A 16,622-nucleotide genomic window follows, 5' to 3' on the forward strand; every position below is an offset into this window, starting at 1 on the left:
CAACAGACTTAGCATTTCGCACTTTTTGATTCACAAACGCCGCTATGAACGACCTCTCTGACGCTCCTGCTCAAACCTCCACGACCGGCGATATCTTTCGCGCGTTTTTAAAGCTGGGACTGACGTCTTTTGGCGGGCCGGTGGCGCATCTGGGGTATTTTCGGGATGAGTTCGTCACCCGGCGACGCTGGTTGAGTGAAGAGAGTTACGCCGATCTGGTGGCGTTGTGTCAGTTCCTGCCGGGGCCGGCAAGCAGTCAGGTGGGGTTTGCGTTGGGGATGCGTCGTGGCGGCCTGCAAGGCGCGTTGGCCGCCTGGACCGCTTTTACCTTACCATCCGCGTTGTTTCTGTTGCTCTTCGCGCTTAGCGCCGACGCATTTGCCGGAAGCATCGGGCAAAGTCTGATCCACGGATTGAAGCTGGTTGCAGTCGCAGTGGTCGCGCAGGCTGTGTGGGGAATGGCGCGCAATCTGTGTCCAGATAGACAGCGCGCCGGCATCGCCCTCGTCGCGGTGATTCTGACCGCCGCCCTGCCCTCGGCCTTCGGACAAATAGGCGTCATTGCGCTTGGCGCCGGAGCGGGCTTGCTTCTTTGCGGTCATGCGCAACGCAAAGTGGAGGAGCATCGGCCGGTGGAGTTTCCTCACGGCAAGTCCTACGTGGCGCTGGCGACCTTTTTTCTTTTATTGCTGATCCTGCCTGCGCTTACCCTCTCCACCGGCTCCAATGCCCTGGCGCTGTTCGAAGCCTTTTATCGGGCCGGAGCGCTGGTGTTTGGCGGCGGTCATGTGGTGCTGCCTTTGTTGGAGGCCAGCGTGGTCGACACGGGCTGGGTCAGCGCCAACAGTTTCATCGCGGGATATGGCGCTGCGCAGGCGGTTCCCGGGCCGTTGTTTACGTTCGCCGCCTACTTGGGCGCCTCCGTGTCGCTGACGCCAAACGCCCTGCTCGGCGCCGCCATCAGTCTTGTCGCCATTTTCCTGCCGGGTATGCTGCTGGTCGTCGCCGTACTGCCGCACTGGGACCGTTTCCGCCAGCAAACCCGCGCCCAGGCCGCCATGGCGGGCGCCAACGCAGCCGTGGTCGGGTTGCTGGGTTCTGCGCTTTACCATCCCGTATGGACCAGTTCCATACTGTCGCCAAGTGACTTCGCCATCGCCCTCACCGCGTTCTGCTTATTAACCATCTGGAAACTGGCGCCGTGGAAGGTCGTTATCGCCACCACCGTCGCTGGCGCATGGATTTATTACCTGTAAACCTGATTCTTTCCCGCTTCGTACTAGACTGAGTAGTGTCGCCGGCCAACCCTGCGCCGGCGCGCCTCACAATAAAAACTAATACGGAGACCGGTTATGAGAAAGCCACTACTCACCCTGCTAAGCCTTGTCGTTTCCTGCAGCGCCCTCGCCGCAGGCAAAACCGTCACCTATAAGGTCGACGGCGACGCCTACGAAGGTTATTACGTCAGCCCCGGCAAAGACGCGCCTCTGGTGCTGCTGGTGCACGACTGGGATGGACTGACCGACTACGAAGTCAAACGTGCGGAAATGTTATCGGACATGGGCTACTCGGTATTCGCCGTCGATCTGTTCGGCGCAGGCGTACGCCCCACCAAAGACGAAGACAAACGCCAGCATACCGGCGAACTTTATAAAGACCGCAATAAAATGCGCAAGCTGTTGCAGGCGTCGCTGGATACGGCGAAATCTGAAGGCGGAAACATCAACAACGCCGTGGCCATTGGGTATTGCTTCGGCGGCGCGGCGGTATTGGAGATGGCGCGTTCCGGCGCGGACCTGAAAGGTTTCGCCACCTTTCATGGCGGACTGCAAACACCGGACGGTCAGGACTACAGCAAAACCCACGGCCAGCTCCTGATCATGCACGGCAGCGCAGATTCCGCCATCACCATGGATCAGTTCGCAGCCTTGGCCAATGAGCTTGAAAAAAGCGGCGTGCGCCACGAAATGATTACTTATAGCGGCGCGCCTCATGCTTTCACGGTATTTGGATCGGATCGATACAGGGAAGATGCGGACAAGAAATCCTGGCGCCGTTTCGGTGAATTTCTCACCAGCGTGACGCAGTAAATCCGTTCAATCAGGAACAGGCTTTTTAGGGAGAGGATTCATGGGATTTGCTTTATCCAACATGCAGCTTACCAGCGCGGCGTTCAGCAATGACGGCCGCATCCCCAGCAAACATACCGGCGAAGGCGAAGATGTCTCGCCGGCGCTATCCTGGTCGGGAGAACCCGCGGGAACGCAGAGCTTCGCCGTGGTCTGTCATGATCCGGACGCGCCCTTGATCGGCGCAAAGGGAACCTACGGCTTTGTGCATTGGGCGTTGTATAACATTCCTTCCAACGTGCACAGTCTGCCGGAAGGCGTCGACGCCTACGCCAGCGGCAGAACGGACTTCGGTAAAACCGGTTATGGCGGCCCCATGCCGCCGCCAGGGCACGGGACTCATCGCTACTATTTCTGGATTCTGGCGCTCAACGCCCAGCTGGATCTGCCCGAAGGGCTCACTCTCTGGCAACTGCTGGAGAAAGTGGAGCCCCATGTCATCGGCATGAATCGACTGGTTGGCGTATATAGCCGCGGCTAGCCCCCGTGGCGGCCGGCGAGGATAAATACGTCCATCGTCACCGGGCGGGTTTCCACCCCGCCCCAGGCTTCCTTCATTCGGGCGTAACTATCCGCGAAGAAGCTGTCGCCGCGATCTTCCATACAGCGCCGGGTCGCCGACCAGCTATGCAGGTAGGAGAAAAATTCGTCCAGTGTCCAGGGCATGATCAATTCAAACCGTGGCGTACGAATGGGTTCAAACGGAAAAGGAACCTCTTTGTATTCATTCCACAACAACAGGTTTTGCGGCGCCCAGTAAGGCTCGATCACCTGCAACAGACTCTGTTCCAGAACGCCATCCAATTCCATACCAAGATGCGGCCAGCTATAACCCCAGGCCGCAAACAACCCGCCCGGACGCAACACCCGCTTCACCTCCGGCCAGAACTTCCCATAATCGAACCAGTGCAAGGCCAAAGCAACGCAGACAGCGTCGAAATAATCATTGGGATAACCGGTTTTTTCACAGGGTTGCACGGCGTAGTGAACGCTATGATACGTCGGCGCGTTTTCAATCTGCGCCGCACTGACGTCACTGGCTTCCACGACGGAAAAATACTCCCGCAAATCAGCCGCCGCCTGCCCATTCCCACAAGCAGCATCCCACACCCGCTCATGCCCGTCGCACGCATCCGCCAACCACTGATACAACGCCTTGGGATAATGCGGCCGCGCCTTCGCATATATCTCCGCCTTATCATCGAACAGCTTCTGAATATCCATGTCCCCTCATCCTTAACAGTTTGAAAAGCATCAAAGATTCATTAGTGACTATTACTTGTTTGAGGGGAAATCGCAAATGCGCGAGGCAGGATAATGGTTGGCTAAAGCGGCTTTAAATAACGCTAGAGCTTGTAGTCTTCCGCACAGTAAATATGGCTACCGGATAAGGATATTTTTTCAATGAACGACCACCGATTGGAATAAAGGGTCGAGCATTTTATGAGGCTGAGCCGTGCATGCCTAGCGAAAACACAGACAGTGTTTCCGTTTGATGGTACCCCTCAGCAAGGCCACCAAAACTCATCTGGGCTAAACTGGCCAAGTTGATCCTCAATCTAAACCTTCAAGCAGGAAGCGATACGATACCTAAAACGACACCCGCATTAACGCACAGTTTCAATCCACGCCTCCGCATGGGAGGCGACCAACATCTTTTTACTGATCAATCCTTCAGTCTCGTTTCAATCCACGCCACCGCGTGGGAGGCGACTTAGTTTCAATGGAGTCACCCCAACCTAGCTCAGGTTTCAATCCACGCCTCCGCGTGGGAGGCGACACCACTGCTTGCCCGTGGGGCGTAGCATGGTAGTGTTTCAATCCACGCCTCCGCGTGGGAGGCGACCGCATATTTTCATTGACCATTGTTTTACGGTTTTGTTTCAATCCACGCCTCCGCGTGGGAGGCGACATGCCCTCAGTAAATCGCCCCTATGCCCCTCAGCGTTTCAATCCACGCCTCCGCGTGGGAGGCGACACAGGATGAATTGTTTATAGGCGGTCAAGCCCGCGTTTCAATCCACGCCTCCGCGTGGGAGGCGACCACCCAAAGTTACCCATCTTCCCGAGGTTGAAACAGTTTCAATCCACGCCTCCGCGTGGGAGGCGACTCTGGCCTGCTGTCCATGCGCTTGGAAACTGCACGTTTCAATCCACGCCTCCGCGTGGGAGGCGACATACAGCTACCGGTCAAGAGATTGTCAGCGACATGTTTCAATCCACGCCTCCGCGTGGGAGGCGACGTCCTTTCTTCGTTTTGGGGATTGCCCATGTTGTGTTTCAATCCACGCCTCCGCATGGGAGGCGACTGTGCCGGAAACGCCAACGTCATTTGATGCAGTGTTTCAATCCACGCCTCCGCATGGGAGGCGACCCGCCATCAGGTTCCAAGTTGTCACGAAATAGCTGATGTTTCAATCCACGCCTCCGCATGGGAGGCGACTTCTAACCGTTGAATTTTTAGGCGGTTTTACAACGTTTCAATCCACGCCTCCGCATGGGAGGCGACCGGGCGCAATTTCAAAGACGTCAACGTTGTTATGTTTCAATCCACGCCTCCGCATGGGAGGCGACAGCCTAACTATAATGCAATGATTCCAAAGGTGTTAATGGCGTATTTGCGCTAACCTGGTGTTTTCGGGTTGTTAAAGAGCGGTTTTTCTCTGTCTGCGATGAAAAGCTTTTGTCTTTCAGTGTTTTGCATGATCGCTAACCTCCCAGGGATTTTATGGGAGCCAGGGGTTAGCGCTGTGTGGTTTAAGTATAGGAAAGAAATGAGTCTGAACTTGAGAGTGAATAGCTTAATTCAAGCGCATCCGCAGGAGTACCCATCCCCCGCTCGCGCGGGGGATTTTTGTTGAGGGACACAAACGGATTATTGGATCAAATCCCCACGTTTTCCGGGTACAGGCTGCCCAGGCTTTTTTCCCATTCTTTCTTCTCATCCACTTTGCTGGGTTCCTGGGCGACGGCGGCTTTTTCGATCAGGCAGCCGTCGATGACCAGGGCGTCCAGGGCGCATTCCATGAAGAAGTCGAGGGCTTCTTTGGGGGTTTCTACGATGGGCATGCCTTTCTTGTTGAACGAGGTGTTGAGCAGTACGGAAACGCCAGTGAGTTCGCCAAATTTGTTTAGCAGCCGATAGTAGTTGGGCGAGACGGACTCGGTCACCGTCTGCACTCTGGCGGAGCCGTCCGCGTGGACGACGGCGGGGATTTCTTTTTTCCATTCTTGCCGGGTCGGGGCCACCAGAATCATGTAGGGGCTGGGATAGTCGCAGTCAAAATAGACGCCGGCTTTTTCCAGCGGCACGGAGGGTGCGAACGGCCGGAAGTCTTCGCGGAATTTAACGTTGCGGTTGATATGCTCGCGTACGTCCGGGTTACGTGGGTCCGCCAGGATGCTGCGGTGCCCCAGGGCGCGCGGCCCAAATTCGGAGCCTTTTTCAAACCAGGCGACCACTTTGCCGGCGGCCAGCAATTCCGCGGTACGATTGATCGCTTCGTCTTCCGGCAGGCGTCGGTAACTGATTTTTCCGGCGTATGTCTGCATGGCGGGATACAGTTCCTCCGCTTCGTAGGACTTGCCGAAATAAGGCGACGCGTCGTGCTTGATCCGCTCCTGTCCCAGCACTTCCAGCCAGCCGTAATAGGCGCAGCCGATAGCCAAACCGTTATCCGCCGCCGCAGGTTGAAAATAGAAATCCTCGAAGCCGGTCTGCTTCAACAGCTTGGCGTTGGCCACCGCATTGAGCGCCACGCCGCCGGCGTATCCCAGGTTTTTGTGGGGTTGATGCTCGAAGCGATGGTTCACCAGATACAACAACGCGCGCTCAATCTCCCGCTGCATCCAATAGGCGATATCCGCGTAGTAGTCGAAATTCTCCGCCAGATCTTCATAGCGAACCCGCGGCCGATCGAAGTGCTTCATCCAGTCATAATTGACGAACACGCGTCCGTCGCGACATTCGAAGGCCTGAAAATCATAAACGCCAGGACGTCCATAAGGCGCCAGCCCCATCAGTTTGCCCGGGTCTTCCATGCCCTGAAACACATACTGGCTCACGCCGGAATACAGCCCACCAATGGAGTGTTTGGTGGTCGGCGGGCACATGGAGTATCCCTTGAGAAAATAGCCGAAAGGAGAGAAATCTTTGTAAACCGGACGCAACTTCCCTTTCTCATAAAGGTAATAACTGTCCTTTTCGAAGAAAAGATGATTATTGTCAGAATCCGGTTGCGGCTCCGGCAGATGAGCGCCGTCGAGATCCAGACAGTCGTCCCAACTGCTGCCGCAGCCGTCAATCACCAGCACCGCCATTTCATCAAAGGGACTGGTTCCCACTACGCTGTAGGCATGCGCCAGATGGTGAGAAATGGTGACGGTTTTAACGTGATCCGGAATGATTCGCGGTTGCCCATGAAAGATCTTGTTGCCGCGATCGAAGTTGCTGAAATTGGCGTTCTGCACCACCACCGCCACATCGTCAAAGCCGATGCCCTCGGCGTCCAGACAATATTGCATCGCCTCGCTGTCGCAAAAACCGTCATGCTTGATGCGGGTGATCCGCTCTTTCTCGATGGCCACGCACACCTCGCCATCTTTTAACAGGCACGCCGAACCGTCATGGGACAGTCCGGTTCCCAGCACATAAATTGGTTTAGACATAAGCATTCCTTTATTCGGTTTTTGTCAGTCGTTTGGGTGCGAACAGCAAGTCATAAAGCAGCTTGCCGGTAGGAGGCGTACTGAATAATCGCTGGTTGTAGGCGCGGCCTAACACACCGTGCCAGAGGAAGTCGCGCAGGATGCGAAACCACAAATGCCGTCCCGCCAGATTCACCCCGCGCGCCTGCTCGGCGATGGTGAGCGGCGCGCCATACCAACAGGACAGTGAGATCGACGGCCCGGGGGACGAAAAGTGATGCCACCAACCACGCGGGAAAAATAAAATGTCGCCGGGTTGCAGGCGGGCAATCAGGGTTTGCGCCTTGGCGAAACGGGGATAATGCATCAGATCGGGACGTTCCGGGTCCACCCGACTCTTGGAGATGCAGTCGCCAAAGGGATATAAATTACGCGCTTCCTGCGGGGCCAGCAGGATCGCTTTTTTCTCTCCGTAAACCTGCACGAACAGGTTGTCCATATTGTCGTAATGCAGTCCCGAGCGGGTCTTGGAGCCGATCCAGAGACTGGTGAAATTCAACCCCGGCGGAATAAACTTCTGATAGCAATAATCCTCCTCCAGACCGCTAAAAGAGTGCACGTCGGTCTGGTCGACATAACAGGCGTCGCCCGTCTCCAGAATGTCGATAAACTCGCTCAGGTACATCTCTCTGCGGTGATGTTTTTCGGTGCTGAAATAGGGAGCGCCATAGGCGGGCAACTGCAAGGACGGGCGCACTCGTTGCGAAGCGAAACGTCGTCGAAAATAATCCGGCGTCCATTTCTCCAGCGCCGGCCACGCCAGCGCGCCTCCGGTCAGAATCACCGGTCGCGATGACTCCTGACATAACGCGGCGAACCTTTCACTGTCCTCTGCATCCAGACGTTCCACCTCGGACTGCAAGCCGTAACTCTTTTCCTTGTTCATGACAGGCATCTCCTTGGGAAGAGATTTTATTGGGGGCGTGGCGGAAGATACGACAGAGCGACGACGGAACCTCAGGCGATCATCCTGATAACCCCGTCGCGTTCTAACCCCTAAACCACATCAGCCGGTCTGCGCAAACCGTCGATAACGCCATTAACGGTCATCAGACCCAGTTGGGACAGGTACAGCGCCAGTCCCAGTTTATTGCTGGTCAGACGGGAGAACGGCTTGACCCGCCAGAAGCGATTGACCGAGCAGGTATAGAAATCCTTGCCGATGCTGGACAGTTCATGCCACCAGTACACGGGGATGAACAGCACCTCGCCTTTACGCAGCACCAGCTCGATTTTGTGTTTCATGGCTTCCCGCAGTTTCGGGTAGGCGTCGTAATCCGGCTTCGCCACGTAGACCTTGCTGAACCAGGGCGCAGCGGGGCTGCCATAGAGCGAAAAGGGATACAGGTTTTCACTTTGCTCCGGCGGAAACAGCACCACTTTCTTGGCGCCGTGCAGCATCAGCACCGTGCCCTCCCCGCAATCCCAATGCAGCGGTTCGGTGTGGCCGCTGGGCCCCAGCCAGAGGAACATGTCCGTGGCTTTCTGCATATCGCAACGCTCGGAAATATTACCCAGCGCGCCTCGCAGCACATTGGCCAGCGGCGTATCGCCGATGGCGACCTGTCCCATGTAATGATTGTTCTTGCGCGCGTAATCGCTGGTCAGCTGCAATGCATAATCAGCGAGTTTCATCTCCTGATAATCGCAGTATTTGCTCCATTCCGATTTGGGCTTGTTGAAGTGTCCAGGGCCGTAGCAGCGCACGGGAAATTTACGATCGCCGACTTCGCGACACATAAATTCAAGGGACCAGTTTTTGGCGTCGTTCAGAGCGCCGGTGATGATAAGGGGGCGACTTTTGCGCCGGTATTCCGAGTGAAACAGTTGGGGGGTGATTTGAGAGATATCCAGACGATCAACGGGACACGCCTCGACGTCAGCAAGTTTTTCCATGTCGCTTATCAACTTTTATCTTGTTGTTATATGAGGTTACCTCCGCACATTTTTGGCGCCCATACGTGCGGCTGCGACAGCCCTTGTTGAACTCCCTGACGGGCTGCGCCTTGCTCTGGACGGGCTTCCCGGAAAAATTAATTTTCCTTCTAAATCAGTCCTTTCTATAAATTTTGGACCAGACGGGACGCCCCCTGCGCGAGCAAGGTAGCGATAAGTATAGTTAAGCGAGAAAAAATCGGTAGCGGATTCTCAGAAAATATTTTTCCGCGCGCGCAAGTGCAGGAAATATTAGAAATATCGGCGCAAAGCTCCTAGAATGATTTCGCACACTATGGAAGGGTGATCGAAAAACAGGAATATGCTGTATTTACAGGGCTTTGTCCGCTCTCTATCTATTCTTCCCCCAGCACCCGTCTGACAGAAATACAAAAAGAATCCCTTATCACCCGGACATGGGCGGTCGCTGCGTTATATGGAATTTCTGAACTTTATTAAACGGGAACACGCGGACTTCAATTATTACGCGCTGGCGATGGTGGTGGTCAGCGGTATGCTCAACGGCGTCATCGCCGTCATCGTTATTCACGCCGCGCAACACGCCGCCCCCCATGAACTGAACTTCCGCTACCTGCTGATGTTCGCCGTCGCCCTGGCCGCATTCTGGCTCAGCAAACGCTATACCCTCAATTACAACACCACCCAGGTGGAGCATGTCCTTGAGCGTATCCGCACCCGCATCGCCGATAAAATCCGTAAAACGGACCTGCGCGCGTTTGAGAAAGTGGGCCGCGGTCGTATGTATTCGGTGTTGAACACGGAAACCCTGACGCTGTCGCAATATACGCCCTTCATTATCAACGCCATCGGCTCTTTTGTGATGGTGATATTCGCGCTGATGTTCATTGCTTATGTGTCCACCACCGCCCTGCTCCTCACGGTGCTGACCACTGCGCTCTGTCTGCTCTATTTTTTCGCTCGTCAGCGCGTATTGCACCGTAAGCTGCACATGGCGTCGGAGAAGCAGAATGAGTATTTCGACGCTCTTGGCGAACTGTTGGACGGCTTCAAGGAGCTGAAGATCAACCCGTCGAAAAGCAACTGTTTCTACCAGGAGCGTTTGCTGCCGCTCTCCAACAGTATGGAGACGCTGAAAATAGAAACCGGTCTGGCGTACAACAACCTCAACGTCTTCACCCAGAGTTTCACCTTTATTCTGATGGCGTCCATCATCTTCCTGATCCCGATGATCAGCGCCTCTTCCACGGAGAGCATTCCCAAGCTGGCGGCCATCATGCTGTTCGTCATCGGCCCCTTGAGCGAAATCGTCGGCGTGGCGCCATTGATCGCCAAAAGCAACGTGGCCATCGTCAATATTCAGCGCCTGGAGACAGAGCTGGACGGTTTGCGCAGCATCGAATCAGACCAACTGACGCACTTCTCCAATGAGGACGCCCTCGCACAGAATCAGGAAGCGCCGTTCCAGGAAATTCGCTGCGATCACCTCAAATTCAGCTACAACGAAAACGGTCAGCCAGGCCCGGGACAAGCCAAAGGCTTCACCGTCGGGCCTATCGATCTGACGATCAAACGGGGCGAGATCATCTTCATGATCGGCGGCAACGGCAGCGGCAAGTCCACCTTTCTCAAGCTGCTGACGGCGCTATACCAGCCCGATACCGGCAGTATTTTGCTGGACGGAAGCCCCCTGCACGCCAACAACATGCTGCAATACCGCAGCCTGTATTCCGTCATCTTTTCCGACTTCCATTTGTTCAAGCATCTGTATGGCGTGGACGTCAAAGATCGCAGCAAAGTGAAGCGCCTGCTGGAGCTGATGAAACTGTCAGAGCGTTGCCAGATCAAGGACAACGAAATCAGCGACATCAAGCTGTCCACCGGCCAGAAGAAACGTATGGCGCTGATTGTGTCCTTGCTGGAGGACAAACAGATCTATGTTTTCGATGAATGGGCGGCGGATCAGGACCCGGATTTCCGGCGCTATTTCTATGAGACCATCCTTCCCGAAATGAAGGCGCAGGGTAAAACCATTATCGCGGCCACCCACGACGATCATTATTTCGATATCGCTGACCGGGTGATCAAACTCGACGCTGGCAAAATAATCACAAATCCTAGTCTGCACATTTAACTCTCCAGCGTCAGGAGAGTGCGGACGTTTGGTTCAAGAAGGGACTTTTGGGTATGAATGCGACGGCATCCATGAGAAGTAAGGGAAATAAACGCTGGAGAGAGAGATTCATGACGCGCTGGCGGCCATTCTGGCGCCGCGCCAAGGTCCCTCTCATCGTGTTGTTTTTTATCTTCCTGTTTCTTGTCGCCTACTTATTTCACCGCATCTTCATCAATATTTACCCCGGGGAAGCCGGCGTGCTCTGGAAACGCTTCGACGACGGCGTGGAGCAGCGGGTCTACGGCGGCGGGCTGCACATCATCAACCCGTTCAACATCATGTATAAATACGAAGTGCGGGTGCAGCAGCGGGAAACCATCTTCACCGTGCTCAGTAAAAACGGCCTGCTGATTCGGGTGCGCGCGTCAGTGCGTTTCTCCCCCAATCGCAAGACGCTGTACCTGTTACATGAGTATGTAGGACCGGAGTATATCGACCGGGTGGTGATACCGGAAACCCAAGCCATTATCCGTCGGGTGCTGGGCGAGTATGAACCGGACGACATTTACGCCACCCAGGGCAACATCATTCAGAACATCGTGCTGATGGCGCTGACCGAACTGCAACAACGGCATATCGTGCTGGACGATCTGTTGATCAAGGAAATTCATCTGCCGGACACCGTCGCCTCCGCCATAGAAACCAAACTGGAAGAGGAACAAAAGGCCCTGGCGTACACCTATATTCTGGAGCGGGAGCAGTTGGAGATTCAGCGCAAGCAGTATGAGTCGCAAGGGATTCAGCAGTTCCAGAAAAACGTCAACGAAGGGCTGACGCCGGAATATCTGCGCTATCAGGGTATTCGCGCCACACTGGAGCTGGCGAAATCCAACAACGCCAAGCTGGTGGTGATTGGCGGCAGCGGCACCGACGGTCTGCCGTTGATTCTGAATACCGCCGGCGACACGACCACTGCGGCGGCGCCCAGTTCTCCCGTGGGCATTTCAGACCTGTCCTCCGTATTCGCCTCCAGCCTGAAGTCCACCAACATCGCTCAGACGGACGACGCCCTGACCTCCTCCGCAACGCCGACTGCACAGCCGAGAGCAAGCGACCCGTCCGCGCCTTCCAACGCCATCATCCCTTCAACGCCAACCGCCAAGCCCAGCACCAAGAATCTGGGGGAAGGCATTGAACAACGTCAGGATGTGGGGGTGACCGTCGATTGACGGTCGCCTCAGAACTTCCAGAGCTGGTGCTGGCTGCGTTCGGTTTTGTAGTAGTTCTGCTTGCGTAGATGTTCGAAGTAAAAGCGCATGACGTCGCGCCATACGGTGTCGTAGATCTTCTCGTCATCCCCCAGGTATTGGCGGATAAACACAGGACCGGTGGTGGTGGGCAGGAAGTAAGCCGGGCCATTCACGATCTCGGTCTTCACATAAGGCTCCGCCTGTTGATTGACGGTGGCGAAGTAGGAGTAATTAGTGACGTCCGCCGACATAAAGGGGTCAAGCAGGCAGTTGATGTATTCCAGCGCCAGTTCCTGCTTGGTGGAGGTTTTGGGAATCGCCAGCGCGTCGAAATACACCAGAGCGCCCTCGTCCGGTAACGAGAAACGCACGATTTTCGCCGCCAGGCTGTTAATGCCGCTGACGTCCGGATCTTCATTAAGCGCTTCCGCAATTTCACCGCTCCAGGCCATGGTCAGCAACAAGTCCTGACTGGCCAGCATGTCGCCCATGCCGGAGTTCATCATGCGTATATCGTATTTGGCGATAGCCGTTTTCAGATATTCCCCCGCCTTTTGTACTTCGTCCTCATCTGTGGAGTTCGGCGACTTGCCCATGGCGAGCAGCGCAATGCCAAGACTGATGCGGGCGTCCGGCGAAATAGCTATCAACCCTTTCAGAGAAGTGTTCGACTGTGGTTCGAACAGCATCTTCCAGTTAAACACGATATTGCCGATTTCCCAGTAGTTATAACCAATGCCCAGGCTGCCGTAGATATAAGGCACCGAGTAATCGAACAGGCTTCTGGCGAAATCCTGACGCCGCAGGTTCATCGCGATATTGCGGTAGTTGGGAATCTTGTCGTAGTTGATTTTCTCGATCAGCCCTTTCTCCGCCAGACTCAACACCATGTAGTCGGTGGGCATGATGATATCGAAGGGAATTTCCGGATCGTTGGGATTCTTGTCGTCGTTGCCGTGAAGATTCAGATGTTTCTTGAACTCCGCATCGGAATCAAAAGTGGTGACCTCTATGTTGATATTCAGATCCTGCTGAATTTTCTTGTGCACGGAGTCGGGAATATAGCCCTTCCACAGCAGCACCTTCAGGGTTTCCCTGTATTTCATCTTGGTGCCGCCCAGGGCGAGCGTATCTTTGGCGTCGACGCTGCGTTCGATTTCCTGCCAGTACACGCCGACCAGCAAGGCCATCAGGGCGGTAAAGACGACTAAGAAAAAAAGCGTTCCATGTTTTTTCATATTTCCTGTCCGGGATATCCTTTTTTGTCCGCCATAATGGCGCGGATGACGAGAAAATTATAGCGGATTTTATGCTCTCCCGACCTCCTGTTCTGGAACAATTAATCCCGCGAATTACTGGCTTCCTTTAGATGTCTGAAACGACAGCGCCGGCGCAATTCAAAATGCCGGAAATATACAATATTTCGTCACAATAACTGTGTTAAAAATACATCCGCACGCTCCCCTCTGGATGTCACCTGGAGTGGAGCGCCGCAAAGCGCAGAAGGCGTCAGGATACGTCTCTGCGCGGTCGTTTTAAGCCAATCAATAGGACTAGGCGAACATAATAAAGGAGAAAAAATGACTTATTTCAAACAAGGCATGATGCTGACGAGCGCGCTGTTGTTAAGCGCAGCGATACAGGCTCAGGAATTCGCCACAATAGAGGGAATTCAGGTGGTCGACGAGCAATATAACGCCGCCGTGATGGCGGGAGAGGAAATCAAGTGCGCGGGCTTATGGACTTTGTCCTGTATCTGGCCCGAGGACTGCCGCTATGTGAAAACCTCTACGGGGTTTGTCGACAACGGCGGCTGTGATGTGCACTGGAACCTGAACGAGCCCAACCCCGATCGGGGCTGCGGCTACACGAAGACGACGGATGGTTCATTGCATGCAAAATGGTATGACTTTGATGCTAAAGGATGTCCCGGTCGGGCCTTCGTGTTCGAAACCGGTCAGGAGTTTGAAGTGCTGACTCCTTGATCTGAATAACTTCAGATATTTTCTCAGGTTTTATGCCTGAAACGACAGACTCCGCGCATCTGCGCGGAGTCGCCGCAATCTCATCTCAGTTCCGCTCATCTCAGTTCTGTTCCGCCTTCTCTAGCTGATCCAGATAAAAGTCGTGCAGGACTTTATCCGATCCAGGGCGGGTATAGGGCTCCAGTCCATAACGGCTGAGAATATATTTATATTCATCCGACTTAACAAACGTCTGAATAGCGCTGTTCAGCACCTCCCGGTCCTGCGGCGTCGTGGATTTCTTGCTTAACAGGAAATGCACGAAATCCTGATTCAACAGGTGTTCATGAATGGCCACCTTCTCCGCAATGCCCAGCGTTCGCGCCATGACGCTCAAACTGACCCGGTCGCCTGCGATGGCGTCCAAGCGGTTCAACACCAGTAAATCCAGCAGTCGTTCGTTGTCTTTCATCAGGATCAGGCGGTTGTCTTTCGCCAGCGAGGCGTGATCCAACAGCTCGTACTCCGCCCCATAATAGGCGCCGATGACAGCGCCGAAGATCAGCTGATAGTTATTCAACAGCTCATTCAGGCTTGAGGCGGGGTAATAGTTCTGCTGTTCCTTGCGGATGAAAATCACCATGGTTTCATCCCGATAACTGACGGTGAAGCGCCCGTACACTTCCCTTTCCGGCGTAATGGAGGCGCCCGCCACCATGTCCACGCGCCCTTTCTCCAGTTCCAATAACGCCCGCTTGGAGGGAATCCGCACAAACGTATACTCGCAGCCAGCGAGGTCCAATATGGCTTTGACCAGTTCATAGTCCAAACCGGCAAGTTCTCCGTTTTCCTTCACGTACATATAAGGCTTCCAATTCGCCTGATTGATGACCAGGGATTTGGAGCAAGCGGAATAAGCAGGCGCAGCCAAAAACAACAGGCTAAACATGAGCGCCACGGTGAGCTTGGAAACTTTCACAGGGGACATTGTTGAAGCTCCGAGGTAGCCAAGGAGAGATGGTGGGCTGAATTGCAGAAGAGGCATTCCTCTCATAACGCCAGTTCTGTTGTTAATTATAAAACACCAGAACAAATTTTGACCGATATTCTTGTTTCCCTTTGTGAGTTTTAACTTTGTTGACAAAATGGTCTTTTTGTTATGTTATAACATTCACAAAATACACTATTTATCTCCCCAGGAGTCATACCATGCGTAAATTACCTGTGACCGTGCTGTCGGGATTTCTCGGCGCAGGAAAAACCACCCTGCTCAACCATATTCTGCAAAACCGGGACGGCCTCAAAGTCGCAGTCATCGTTAACGACATGAGCGAAATCAACATTGACGCCAACCAGATCAATCGCGAGGTGAATCTGAATCGCGCGGAAGAGAAGCTGGTGGAAATGAGCAATGGCTGTATCTGCTGCACCTTGCGTGAGGATCTACTACAGGAGGTGTCCCGTCTGGCGCGGGAGGATCGTTTCGATTATCTGGTCATTGAATCCACCGGCGTATCCGAACCCCTGCCGGTAGCCGAAACATTTACGTTCAGGGATGAACATGGCGTAAGCCTGGCGGATATCGCCCGTCTGGATACCTTGGTCACGGTGGTGGATGGCGTCAATTTCATGCGCGATTATGAAAACGCCGCTACGTTGCAGGAGGTCGGCGAGTCGTTAGGCGCTGAAGACGAGCGCAATGTCGCCGAACTGCTGGTGGAACAGATCGAGTTCAGCGACGTGCTGGTAGTGAGCAAGCTTGACCTGATCAGTCAGGCGGAACGGGAAGAGTTATTTTCCGTACTGCGCAAACTTAACCCGGACGCGGATATCGTGGCGGCCTTGATGGGACAGGCGCCGCTGTCTAAAGTGTTAAACACGGGGAGATTCGATTTTGAGAAAGCCTCCCGCGCGCCGGGTTGGCTGCAGGAATTGCGCGGCGAGCACAAGCCGGAGACTGAGGAGTATGGCATTGGCAGCATCAGTTTCCGCGCCCGTCGCCCTTTCCATCCTGAACGCTTCCAGCAATTTCTGGAAAGAGACTGGAATAATGGCCGCCTGCTGCGCTCCAAAGGGTATTTCTGGCTGGCCAGCCGCCCGTATGAAGCCGGAAGCTGGTCCCAGGCCGGCGGCGTGATGCGTTACAGTTACGCAGGCCTGTTCTGGGCGGGCGCGCCACAGGAATACTGGCCTCAGGATGAAGAGTCCCTGCGTCTGATTCGCGGTAACTGGCTGGAGCCTTACGGCGATCGCCGTCAGGAGCTGGTGTTTATCGGACAGGGAATCGATTGGGACCGACTGCGAAGCGAACTCGACGCCTGTTTATTGACGGATGCGGAACTGGCTCAGGGCGAAAAAGTCTGGGTGACCTACCCTGACCCGCTGCCGGCCTGGCGTTCATTTCAAGATGAAAGGGAATCGGCGTAGTTGCAGGATCAGCCTGTTGGCGCCCGCAACTGCGCCTGACCGGCAGGATGCCTTAAAGCCCCGCGCGCCCATCCGCGCGGGGCTTTTTTATGAGGTTGAGGTGACGCCAGGTCGG

The 16,622-nt window shown here is 54.7% G+C and carries 13 protein-coding genes and 1 CRISPR repeat array; of the genes, 7 read left to right on the top strand and 6 right to left on the bottom strand.

The genetic code is table 11. The features are described from left to right. Positions 1-44: 44 nt before the first annotated feature. The 3 genes from chrA to ONV78_RS08640 all read left to right on the top strand — a co-directional run bounded on the left by chrA (position 45) and on the right by ONV78_RS08640 (position 2,610). Positions 45-1,256 (top strand): chromate efflux transporter, encoded by a 1,212-nt coding sequence (gene chrA / locus ONV78_RS08630; RefSeq protein WP_279502612.1) that lies wholly within the window; start codon positions 45-47, stop codon positions 1,254-1,256. A 96-nt stretch (positions 1,257-1,352) separates the two neighbouring features. Then, positions 1,353-2,090: a dienelactone hydrolase family protein gene (locus ONV78_RS08635; RefSeq protein ID WP_279502614.1), complete on the top strand. Its 738-nt coding sequence runs from the start codon at positions 1,353-1,355 to the stop codon at positions 2,088-2,090. 40 nt (positions 2,091-2,130) lie between these two features. Next, on the top strand, positions 2,131-2,610 hold the full coding sequence (locus ONV78_RS08640; RefSeq protein WP_279502616.1) for a YbhB/YbcL family Raf kinase inhibitor-like protein: 480 nt from the start codon (positions 2,131-2,133) through the stop codon (positions 2,608-2,610). Here the strand turns inward: ONV78_RS08640 and ONV78_RS08645 are convergent. The 4 genes from ONV78_RS08645 to ONV78_RS08660 form a co-directional block, all read right to left on the bottom strand. After that, the gene (locus tag ONV78_RS08645; RefSeq protein ID WP_279502617.1) at positions 2,607-3,353 is read right to left on the bottom strand and encodes a class I SAM-dependent methyltransferase; all 747 of its coding nucleotides are present in this window, start codon (positions 3,351-3,353) and stop codon (positions 2,607-2,609) included. The two genes, ONV78_RS08640 and ONV78_RS08645, sit on opposite strands and share 4 nt — an antisense overlap. Positions 3,354-3,746: 393 nt before the next feature. After that, a CRISPR array of direct repeats spans positions 3,747-4,703; the repeat unit is 20 nt; unit sequence GTTTCAATCCACGCCTCCGC. A gap of 309 nt (positions 4,704-5,012) precedes the next feature. Beyond that, on the bottom strand, positions 5,013-6,797 hold the full coding sequence (locus ONV78_RS08650; protein WP_279502618.1) for a carbamoyltransferase C-terminal domain-containing protein: 1,785 nt from the start codon (positions 6,795-6,797) through the stop codon (positions 5,013-5,015). A 10-nt stretch (positions 6,798-6,807) separates the two neighbouring features. Further along, entirely contained in the window at positions 6,808-7,722 is a 915-nt protein-coding gene (locus ONV78_RS08655) for a cupin-like domain-containing protein (RefSeq protein WP_279502619.1), read from the bottom strand. A 110-nt stretch (positions 7,723-7,832) separates the two neighbouring features. After that, entirely contained in the window at positions 7,833-8,732 is a 900-nt protein-coding gene (locus tag ONV78_RS08660) for a cupin-like domain-containing protein (RefSeq protein ID WP_216739158.1), read from the bottom strand. 475 nt (positions 8,733-9,207) lie between these two features. On the opposite strand from ONV78_RS08660, the gene ONV78_RS08665 reads away from it, so the two are divergent. Continuing rightward, positions 9,208-10,884, top strand: coding sequence for a cyclic peptide export ABC transporter (locus ONV78_RS08665; protein WP_279502622.1), 1,677 nt, complete (start codon positions 9,208-9,210; stop codon positions 10,882-10,884). A 110-nt stretch (positions 10,885-10,994) separates the two neighbouring features. After that, entirely contained in the window at positions 10,995-12,095 is a 1,101-nt protein-coding gene (locus tag ONV78_RS08670) for a prohibitin family protein (protein WP_279502623.1), read from the top strand. Positions 12,096-12,103: 8 nt separating this feature from the next. Here ONV78_RS08670 and ONV78_RS08675 read toward each other — a convergent pair whose 3' ends face one another. Further along, entirely contained in the window at positions 12,104-13,354 is a 1,251-nt protein-coding gene (locus tag ONV78_RS08675) for a spermidine/putrescine ABC transporter substrate-binding protein (protein WP_216739161.1), read from the bottom strand. Between the two features lie 342 nt (positions 13,355-13,696). Between ONV78_RS08675 and ONV78_RS08680 the strand changes: the two genes are divergently transcribed. After that, positions 13,697-14,101, top strand: coding sequence for a hypothetical protein (locus tag ONV78_RS08680; RefSeq protein WP_216739162.1), 405 nt, complete (start codon positions 13,697-13,699; stop codon positions 14,099-14,101). A 100-nt stretch (positions 14,102-14,201) separates the two neighbouring features. Here ONV78_RS08680 and ONV78_RS08685 read toward each other — a convergent pair whose 3' ends face one another. Beyond that, entirely contained in the window at positions 14,202-15,068 is an 867-nt protein-coding gene (locus ONV78_RS08685; protein ID WP_279502627.1) for a transporter substrate-binding domain-containing protein, read from the bottom strand. 221 nt (positions 15,069-15,289) lie between these two features. Between ONV78_RS08685 and zigA the strand changes: the two genes are divergently transcribed. Beyond that, a complete protein-coding gene (zigA, locus tag ONV78_RS08690; RefSeq protein WP_279502629.1) occupies positions 15,290-16,507 on the top strand; it encodes a zinc metallochaperone GTPase ZigA in 1,218 nt (405 codons plus the stop codon). The last annotated feature ends 115 nt before the right edge of the window (positions 16,508-16,622 follow it).

The sequence above is a fragment of the Hahella sp. CR1 genome, from assembly GCF_029813005.1.
In the GTDB taxonomy this organism is placed as follows: domain Bacteria; phylum Pseudomonadota; class Gammaproteobacteria; order Pseudomonadales; family Oleiphilaceae; genus Hahella.

Bases quoted from the DNA above. Each gene is read 5' to 3' on its own strand.
- ONV78_RS08635 (WP_279502614.1), top strand. From the start codon at position 1,353: ATGAGAAAGCCACTACTCACCCTGCTAAGCCTTGTCGTTTCCTGCAGC.
- ONV78_RS08660 (WP_216739158.1), bottom strand. From the start codon at position 8,732: ATGGAAAAACTTGCTGACGTCGAGGCGTGTCCCGTTGATCGTCTGGAT.
- chrA (WP_279502612.1), top strand. From the start codon at position 45: ATGAACGACCTCTCTGACGCTCCTGCTCAAACCTCCACGACCGGCGAT.
- ONV78_RS08640 (WP_279502616.1), top strand. From the start codon at position 2,131: ATGGGATTTGCTTTATCCAACATGCAGCTTACCAGCGCGGCGTTCAGC.
- ONV78_RS08670 (WP_279502623.1), top strand. From the start codon at position 10,995: ATGACGCGCTGGCGGCCATTCTGGCGCCGCGCCAAGGTCCCTCTCATC.
- ONV78_RS08665 (WP_279502622.1), top strand. From the start codon at position 9,208: ATGGAATTTCTGAACTTTATTAAACGGGAACACGCGGACTTCAATTAT.
- zigA (WP_279502629.1), top strand. From the start codon at position 15,290: ATGCGTAAATTACCTGTGACCGTGCTGTCGGGATTTCTCGGCGCAGGA.
- ONV78_RS08675 (WP_216739161.1), bottom strand. From the start codon at position 13,354: ATGAAAAAACATGGAACGCTTTTTTTCTTAGTCGTCTTTACCGCCCTG.
- ONV78_RS08680 (WP_216739162.1), top strand. From the start codon at position 13,697: ATGACTTATTTCAAACAAGGCATGATGCTGACGAGCGCGCTGTTGTTA.
- ONV78_RS08645 (WP_279502617.1), bottom strand. From the start codon at position 3,353: ATGGATATTCAGAAGCTGTTCGATGATAAGGCGGAGATATATGCGAAG.
- ONV78_RS08655 (WP_279502619.1), bottom strand. From the start codon at position 7,722: ATGAACAAGGAAAAGAGTTACGGCTTGCAGTCCGAGGTGGAACGTCTG.
- ONV78_RS08650 (WP_279502618.1), bottom strand. From the start codon at position 6,797: ATGTCTAAACCAATTTATGTGCTGGGAACCGGACTGTCCCATGACGGT.
- ONV78_RS08685 (WP_279502627.1), bottom strand. From the start codon at position 15,068: ATGTCCCCTGTGAAAGTTTCCAAGCTCACCGTGGCGCTCATGTTTAGC.